This window comes from Desulfovibrio piger (assembly GCF_012843875.1).
Classification (GTDB): Bacteria; Desulfobacterota; Desulfovibrionia; order Desulfovibrionales; family Desulfovibrionaceae; genus Desulfovibrio.
The window spans coordinates 1-8,196 of record NZ_JABAFY010000076.1; the positions used below are offsets into that span (position 1 = coordinate 1).

The 8,196-nt window shown below is 63.0% G+C and carries 4 protein-coding genes; all 4 read right to left on the bottom strand.

The window, feature by feature from the left end; genetic code table 11:
* Nucleotides 1-418: 418 nt before the first annotated feature.
* Complete coding sequence (locus tag HF854_RS11770) at nucleotides 419-2,488, bottom strand: HD-GYP domain-containing protein (protein WP_168936463.1); 2,070 nt, start codon at nucleotides 2,486-2,488, stop codon at nucleotides 419-421.
* A 21-nt stretch (nucleotides 2,489-2,509) separates the two neighbouring features.
* Complete coding sequence (locus HF854_RS11775; RefSeq protein WP_240937752.1) at nucleotides 2,510-4,054, bottom strand: HlyD family type I secretion periplasmic adaptor subunit; 1,545 nt, start codon at nucleotides 4,052-4,054, stop codon at nucleotides 2,510-2,512.
* A gap of 115 nt (nucleotides 4,055-4,169) precedes the next feature.
* On the bottom strand, nucleotides 4,170-6,467 hold the full coding sequence (locus HF854_RS11780) for a type I secretion system permease/ATPase (RefSeq protein ID WP_168936464.1): 2,298 nt from the start codon (nucleotides 6,465-6,467) through the stop codon (nucleotides 4,170-4,172).
* 147 nt (nucleotides 6,468-6,614) lie between these two features.
* Complete coding sequence (locus HF854_RS11785; protein WP_240937753.1) at nucleotides 6,615-7,967, bottom strand: TolC family protein; 1,353 nt, start codon at nucleotides 7,965-7,967, stop codon at nucleotides 6,615-6,617.
* Between the last annotated feature and the right edge of the window lie 229 nt (nucleotides 7,968-8,196).

Genomic DNA, 8,196 nt, shown 5'->3' on the forward strand with positions numbered 1-8,196 from the left:
TGTGCATCTTTTCTTGCCGCCGTTCAAATCAGATGCATATCTTTGTGGGCAAACATAATTTGACGACACTATCTAGCAGATCGACATCATCCACATCGAGAGCGGCTCGACGTTCGACGGCTATTTCGAACGCTTTGCCGACCGTCTCTGCCGGCGCCTGGACGATGCGACGCGGGATACCATCCTGCGCCTCAAATACGAGACGCCGGAAAACGAGGGCATCCACGGGGTGGAATACTATCAGGCTGTTCTGGAAGGCGGTGTGCGCACTCTGGACGAGTTGCACCGCTGGCGTGCCGCGCATCCCCTGGACGGCGTGAACCTCTGGATGCCCTGAGGTTCGGCAGCCCCAGGCCTAACGTATGAAAAAGGGCGGTACCCTTCCCCATCCGGAACAGATACCGCCCTTTTTATGCTGCTATTGCTGCAATATCCGGACGAATTCCTTGCCCTGCGCACTTTGCAGGAACGCCGCCAGGGCATCCACCACCTGCTGGTCATACTTGAAAGGACGTTCGCGCAGGATAGCCAGAGCAGCCGGTTCGTCATGACGGCGCCGGTAGGAACGCGGACGCATCAGGGCGCAGAAGGTGTTGGCCACGGCCAGGATGCGGGCCTGCAGGCAGATGGCCTCGCCCTGCAGCTTCCGGGGATAGCCGGAACCGTCCATACGCTCGTGCATCTGCTCGATGGTCTGCAGGACAGGCAAGCCGAAATCTATGCCCCGCAGGGCCTCCACGGCATAATCCACATGCTTTTCCATCAGCAGGCGTTCCTCGGGCGTCAGGGGACCGGCCTTGGTCAGCAGCTCGTGCGGCAGATGGATCATGCCCACCTGGGACAGGCTGGCCGCCGTACGCAGCGTGGACTCCAGCGCCGGATCGTCCTTGCCCAGCCAGGCCGCCAGATGGTAGGCGAGCTCGCCGGTGAGCCCGGACTGCCCCTTCAAATAGGGGTCCACCGCTTCCACCGCGTGGGTAAAGGCCTCCACGGTCTGGCGCAGCATGGTGGCAAGGCGCTGTTCCGCCTCCACATGGGCCGTGATGTCCCGATAGACCACCACGACGGTTCCTGATGCGCCGTCTTCCGCGGCAAAGGGCAGGCATTGCACATTGAGGTGCACCAGTTTGCCCTCGACCAGCATGTCTTCCTGATCGGAAAATTCCGTCCCTGTCCGCCAGACGAATTCCACATGGCGTTCCAGGCTCCGGGCCAGATAATCCGGAAGATGCCGTACCTGCATAAGGTGGAGCACCTCTCCCTGGCAGCGGGCCAGACGGGCGAATTCCGTATTGGCATAGACGATGCGGCCGTCACCATCCACCAGGGCCAGCGCCGAATGCATGGCCCGCAGGACCGTATCCAGCAGGCAACGCTGCCGGGACATGGTCGCGTAGAGGTCTTTCAGCTCCCGCACCTCGCCCCGCTCCCGGCGGATGCCGAGCCACCAGTAGAACCAGACCAGGATCCCCGCCAGGCAAAGGAACAGCAGGCCGGCCATGGTCCAGACGCGCCAGGCCATGTCGTCCTGTTCCTGGCGGACGCTGTCCGCCCGGCAGGCCACGGCCGCATACCAGGACGTCCCCGGCACGGGCTGGCCGACCACAAGGCAGTCCATGGTCCCGGAAATGGCGGGCAAGACCATGTCCCGGGGCGTCATGTCCTGACCGAAGCCCGCAGGCAGGGTCACCAGGTTGAGGCTCGGGCGTTCGCCCATGCCGATGGCCTGGACAAGGTCGCCGCCGGCCTCCAGCAGCAGGCTCATATAGCCCAGCTCGGAGGACTGGCCGACCCCTCCCAGGAGCTTGCCGATATCACAGGTGACCAGCAGGATCCCCTGGGGCGAGTCGTCCGCCGAAACATAGCCCGGCGCCGTCACCGGACAGTAAAAATCCACCAGCAGACGCTCCCCCTGGAGCCGGACGGGCAGCATGCCCGCCCCGGACAAGGCTCCCTTGCTCCGGCGCTGCTTCAGCAGCGTCCTGGTATCCGCCTGCCAGCCCTGCCCCACCAGCATGACCGGTTCCAGGGTCCTGTCCAGCAGGGCCGCACCGGTAAAATCATGCCGGGAGATGAACTCGACAAATTTGCGATAGATGAGCGTGGCATGGGGCGATATGTCGCGCAGGGCCTGACGGTCCCGCGCATCAAGGCCGCTGTGCCGCCCATGCTCCTGTTCCGTCCAGGGGGTCTCCCCCAGCTCGCGCAGCAAGGCCACGGGCAGGTCCGTCTCCGCTATCTCCGCCGCCAGCAGACGCAGCATGTCGTAGCGGGCCATCTCCGCCACAGCATCGCGCTGGACACCGGTCCATACCGTCACCATGGCCGCTGCCGTGGACGTATAGGCGGAAAGCTGGCTGCCCGTCCTGTCGAGGATCTCGCGCTGTTCCGCACTGTTGAAGCGGGTGGCCCCGATGACCGTCAGGGCGAGCAGCAGTATCAGCCCTCCCAGCAGGGGCCGCAGTGACACACGTTCAGGATTGCGCATAGAAGCTCCGCACAGCAGGGATCAGCGCTCGGTAAGCGCGTTCTGCCTGGCTTTCATCACAGGTTTGAGGATATAATCGAGCACCGTCTTCTTGCCGATGATGATGTCGGCCACCACGATCATGCCCGGGATAATGGGCAGGATCTCGTCGTTACGCCGGATGGCCGTCTCTCCGGTACGGACTTTGACAAGGTAATAGAAATCGCCCTTTTTGTCTTCAATGGTGTCCGCGCTGATGGATTCCAGCTTGCCGGGCAGACCGCCATAGATGGAGAAATCATAGGCCGAGACCTTGATCATCACGTCCTGTCCGGGCCGCAAAAAGGCCACATCCTGCGGACGGACGCGCACCTCCACCAGAAGGCTCTCGTCCATGGGCACGATGTCCATGATGGCCTCGCCCGGCTTGACGACCCCGCCCACCGTATTGACCAGTATCTGCTTGACGCTGCCCCGCACGGGACTGCGTACTTCGGTGCGCGTCACGCGGTCGCCCCCGGCGGTCAGGGATTCCCGCACCGAGCCCAGCTCCGTGCGCCGCTTGTTGATCTCCTGGCTGATGGCCAGCTGCTCTTCCGCCACCCGGCTGCCGATGCGCTGCCGGGCCTCATCCATCATGGCCTGCGTCTTGGGAATGGCCGCGGCCAGCATATCGATCTCGCCCTGGGTCTGGATGATCTTCTGCTCCAGCCCCAGATAATCCATGCGGGAATAGTTGTTGCGCTGCAGCAGGCGCTTGGCCGTATCCCGCTGCTCCGTCTCCAGCACCAGACTGCCGTCCAGCTGTTTCTTGCGTGCCAGCTGCTCCGCCACCTCGCTTTGCCGCTGGGCATACTGGGCCTCCAGCATGGAAAGCTCGGCCCGCAGTTTCGAACTTTGCGCCTTCCAGGTGTTCCGCTGGTCATCGACGATCTGACGGGCGCGCTCCACAAGGACGCCGTCCGGCTCTTCTCCCAGTATCTCCTTGAGGAAGACGGGCAGGTCACTGGGGAAGACCGGCTCCTCGTCACGCAGCATGGCCTCCAGCCGCATGATGGCCAGACGGTGTTCCACCAGCTTGTACAGGGCATCCCGGTACGAGCTTTCGGCCATGACGTTTTCCAGCTGGGCCACGACCTGCCCTTTTTCCACGACCTCGCCCTCCCGGACGAGCACGGCCTGGAGGATACCGCCTTCCAGGTTGGAGACCGACTGCGTACGCCGGGAGCCCACCACGGAACCTTCTGCATGGGTCACTTCGTCGATGGGGGCCCAGGCGGCCCAGACGAGCAGCGCCACGACGAGCAAGGCCACCGCCACGGACAGGGCACGGGCCGTGAACGCGGGCCTGCGGGACAGGGCCGCATCCACCTCGCTGGCATAATTGATGTCATCCGGCATCAGACCATGCAGGGGAGCGTCCAGAGCCGCGAACAGCTCCTTGCGCGTCATGGGCTTGTCTCCGGCGGACGATGCCTGGCTGAAATTTTCGCGCAGGCGCGCCGCCATGCCGGTGGCGGGACGCTGCTCCCGCTCGGCATCCCCCACGAAGATCAGGCGGAACACCTGCAAGATGCGGGCGAACAACGAACGTTTCCGGGGCTGCCCGTCAGGTACGGGAGCCTCGGGAGGCAAAGACGAAAAGATATCTTCCGGCGGCCTGGTTTCAATACGGTCACAGCTCTGCGTCGCGGGATCCGGCTTACGGGCGTCCATCCTTCCCCTCCTTCACGGCAGCGGCTCCCCCGGGGGCCTCCTGCCCTTTTTCCGGGGCAGGCTTCCTGGCTGCGGCGGCGCTGTCGCGCAAGCGCTTCAGGATGGCGTCACGCGGCCCGAACATCCGCAGCCTGCCGTTCTCCATGACAGCCAGCTTGTTCACCATGCGCAGCATGCTCAGGCGATGGGTCACAAGGATCAGGGTCCGCCCCTGCGAGACGGCTGCCAGCCGCTGCTGCAGGCGCTGCTCGGAATCCGTGTCCATATTGCTGGTGGGCTCGTCCAAAATCAGCACCTCAGGATCGCGGACCAGCGCACGGGCAAGAGCCACCGCCTGCCGCTGCCCACCGGACAGGGCCTTGCCCTGCTCGCCGACCTGGGCCGCGAAACCGGCGGGATTGTTGCGGACAAAATCCGTCACCCCGGCAAGGGCCGCGGCCCGGAACACCAGATGGTCATTGATGGTGGGGTCCCCCAGGACGATGTTCTCACGGATGCTGCCATAAAACAGGACAACGTCCTGCGGCAACACGCCGATGCGCCCGCGCAGCTCCGTGGTTGGCAGCTGGCGCAGGTCCACGTCCCCGAATTTGATGCTGCCCTTCTGCGGCTGGTAAAAACCTGTCAGCAGCTTGGCCAGGGTGCTTTTGCCCGAGCCCATGGCCCCGATGATGCCGATCCGGTCGCCGGGATTGATGCGCAGGCTCACGTCCTCAAGGGCCAGACGCATGGAATTGGGATAGGCGAACGAAACGTTCTCCACGGTGAAGGAGGGCTGCAACTCGCCAAAATCCATGCAGGAGCTTTCCGACTGGTTCTCGGAAGGCAGCTCCATGAGCAGGTCGAGGGCCTGCAGGGCAACACGGGAATTCTGCAGGCGGGTCAACAGGGAGGCCAGCTGCATCAGCGGCGCCATGGCCCGGCCCACAAGGATGTTGCAGCCGATGAGGGCCCCCATGGTCATCAGGCCTTCCGAGATCCGGTAGACGCCCCAGATGATCATGCTCACCGTGACCATATGGGTCACCAGGGTGGAGGCCGTCACGGCCAGACTGCTGTACCGGCGCGACTCCGCCGTCGATTTGGCGGAAAGCCCCACCACAGCCTCCCACAGGCGCTGCATCCGGCTCTCGGCCTGGCAGGCCTTGATGGTCTCCAGGCCGTTGACCATCTCCACGAGCAGGGCGTTCTTCTGCATGTTCTGCTTGTAGCTCTGCTCGGCGCAGCGGCGTGCCGCGGTCTGGAGGAAGAGCCCCAGCCCGATGAGGATGGGCATGGCCGCCAGCGGCAGGAAGACCATGGGCCCGGCGATAAAGGCGATCAACAGCAGGAAGATGACCAGGAAGGGGACGTCGATGCAGGCCAGCAGCGAGGACGAACTGAAGAATTCGCGCAACTGCTCGAATTCACGCAAGTTGTTGACCAGCGAGCCCGTGGATTCCGGCTTGCTTTCCAGCCGCATGGTGAGGACCTTGTCCACCAGATTGCTGGAGAGCACGATGTCCGCATTGCGCCCGGCCACGTCCACGAAGTGCGTGCGCAGGGCCCGCAGAAAAAAGTCGAACAGATAAATGATGATCACACCGGAAGCCAGGACCCACAACGTCTCTATGGCATTGTTGGGTACGACCCGGTCGTAGACGTTCATGGCGAACAAGGGACTGGCCAGAGCGATGAGATTGATGATGACGCTGGCCAGCGCCACATGCCGGTAGATGGGCGCATAATAGCGCAGCACGTCCCAGAACCAGCGTTTTCCCTTGGCCAGACGCAGCTTTTCCACATGCTCCTGCGGACGGCCGGGGACAGCCACATACAGGGCATAGCCGGTATATTCCTCCTGCAGCGCGTCCAGGGGCACCAGCTGGCTGGCGCTTTCCGTCTCCGGGAAAATGACTTCGGCCTGAGCCGTCTCGGCTCCGGTCTCGCCCGCCTCTGACCCCGCCGGAGCTCCCGGCACCAGCCGGGTCAGGACACAGCTGCGGTTGCCGGACAACAGCAGGATGCAGGGCAACGTCAGGTTGGAGAGGTCAGCCAGCCGGGGACGATACAGCACGCTGCCCGTCAGGCCCGCCTTGCGGGCGACCCGCAGGCACGCCTGGGCCGAGACGGTACTGCCCGAAAGCCCGGCCAGCAGGAACTGGGGAGACAAGGCCTTGCCCCGGAGGCGGCACAAGGAGGAAAGACTGCGCAGCAAAGGCGGCATGAAATCGACATCGGAAGGCCGCAGGCCTCCGGCTGCCATTTCCGGGCCGCGTGTTTCCCCGGATCCGTTTTCCGACATATGAACAATCCTTTGACGTCCATCCTGTGGACGTCCTGTCGCAAAACAACAGGCAGAGGAGCTCTGCCTGTTGTCGCATCGAAACCCTCCCGGCAGACCAGGCTGCCGGAGCTGTCATGGGCTACCCGGGAAGCAGGGACTCCCCGGTTACTTGAACCAGCCCATTTCAAAATCTTCGCCCTTGACGGGCTGGGCTTCCTTGGGCCCCGACTTGATCTCTTCCGCGGGGACCCCCATACGGGGCAGCAGGTCACCGGCCAGAGCGCACATACGGTAGGCGCCTACAAGGATATTGCCGCGGGCGGTCTCGGCCTGGCTGGCGGAATTGTAGAGTTCGTTCTCCGAATCCAGCACGTCCAGCAGGCTGCGCGTACCCAGCAGGAACTGGTCATGGTAGGCCTGCCGGGTATAGGTATTGTTTTCCACGGCCTTGGTGTAGAACTTGTATTGTTCCTTGGCCGCCAGATAGTTGCTCCAGGTGGATTCCATGTCCAGGCGCAGGGTGTCCATGTAATCGTACAAGTTCTGCCGGGCCTCGCGTTCCCGCGCCGAGGCCGCACGGATGCCTTCCACGTCGGCACCGCTGTTGAACACGTTCCAGCGCATTGTGGCCAGGACGTCGAAGCTGTAGACCCAGCGGTCACGGTCACCGCCGCGGTCGCTGTACTCCGGCCCGGCTTCCAGCTGGAAGGTCGGATACATGGCGGACTGGGCCAGCTCCTTCTCACCCTTGGCAGCACGGATGTCCTGCAGGTAGGCAGCCAGCTTGGGATTGTGCTTTTCTACCATCTGGATAAAGGCCGCTGCCGTATCGGGCATCTCGACCGGCATGGGCACCGCATCCAGCTTGCCGACCGTATAGATGCCGGTCAGGCGGGAATAGGTGGCGTAGGCCACGCGCAGGGCGTCTTCCGCCTCGGCCAGGGCGGAATGCGCACGCTGCAGACACGATTCCGCCTGCGTCACATCGGCCTGGGTATCCGCCCCCATGCTGGCGCGGTCACGGGCCTGGGCCAAGATGGATTCATGCCGGGCCACATTGTTGCGGGCCAGTTCCACCAGCTTGATACGGCGCAGCAGGTCGATATGGGCGATGATGCCATCCAGGGAAAGGGACGTGGCCCTGTCGAAGATCCTGGCCTTGACGGAATCCAGGGTTGCCTGGGCGGCACGCACGCGGCTGCGCGTAGCAAAGCCGTCCCAGATGGGCTGTACCAGCTTGGCGGAGACACTGCCCACGCTCAACCACTGGTCATCAAGGTTCAGACCGCGGGACGTGGTGTCGCTCAGGACACCCACGCCGATCTCCCCTGTGACGTCCACACGCGGACCGAAGCCGGCACGGGCCTTGTTGAGCTCATGCTCCAGGACCGCACGGTTCTCCTTGATGCTCATCAGGCTGCGATGGTTGTGCAGCACACCGTACACGGTATCGTTTACTGTGATATGCGCCGCGCTGTTCCCCTGTACCGGAGTATCCCGGGTCCATGCCGTATCCATCCCTCCGGCCAGCAGACAGCATGCAGCGACGACTATCGCTCCCCACGTTTTGTGAGTTGCCATAATGTTTCATTCTCTCCCACAATTTTTTTGAGATGCATTCCTATTATACAGGCATGATGTATTTAGTCAATATTCCGATCTTTTTGCCAATTTAGAGAATGTCCGGCATACACCTTGCTATACCAGTTTTCTCCAAAGGATACAGGCCAAAGCAAGGTAAAGTAGC